Genomic DNA, 279 nt, shown 5'->3' on the forward strand with positions numbered 1-279 from the left:
TGGCTCTGGGTGCAGGCTCTACCGCATCTTTGGCCAACAGCGTTGCGTTGGGCGCCGGTTCTGTAACGACCGTGGGCGCGGTGAGCAACTACATCGGCTATGGACTCAGCACGCCGCAGTCATCTGTCGGCGAGGTGAATATCGGTAACCGGCAGATCACGGGCGTCGCTGCGGGCGTTGCGGCAACTGACGCGGTCAATGTCAGCCAGCTGGAGGCGGTCAATCAGCAGTTGACGAACTTGATCAACAATCAGACGCAAAACAGTGGCGGCGGATTCC

Annotated in this window: 1 protein-coding gene; it reads left to right on the top strand. The window is 60.2% G+C overall.

What is annotated here, in order from left to right; translation table 11 throughout:
* Positions 1-80: 80 nt before the first annotated feature.
* On the top strand, positions 81-279 hold a 199-nt coding region (locus EN850_RS36055), incomplete at its 3' end, for a hypothetical protein (protein ID WP_281407324.1).

The organism is Mesorhizobium sp. M8A.F.Ca.ET.207.01.1.1 (genome assembly GCF_004794715.1).
In the GTDB taxonomy this organism is placed as follows: domain Bacteria; phylum Pseudomonadota; class Alphaproteobacteria; order Rhizobiales; family Rhizobiaceae; genus Mesorhizobium.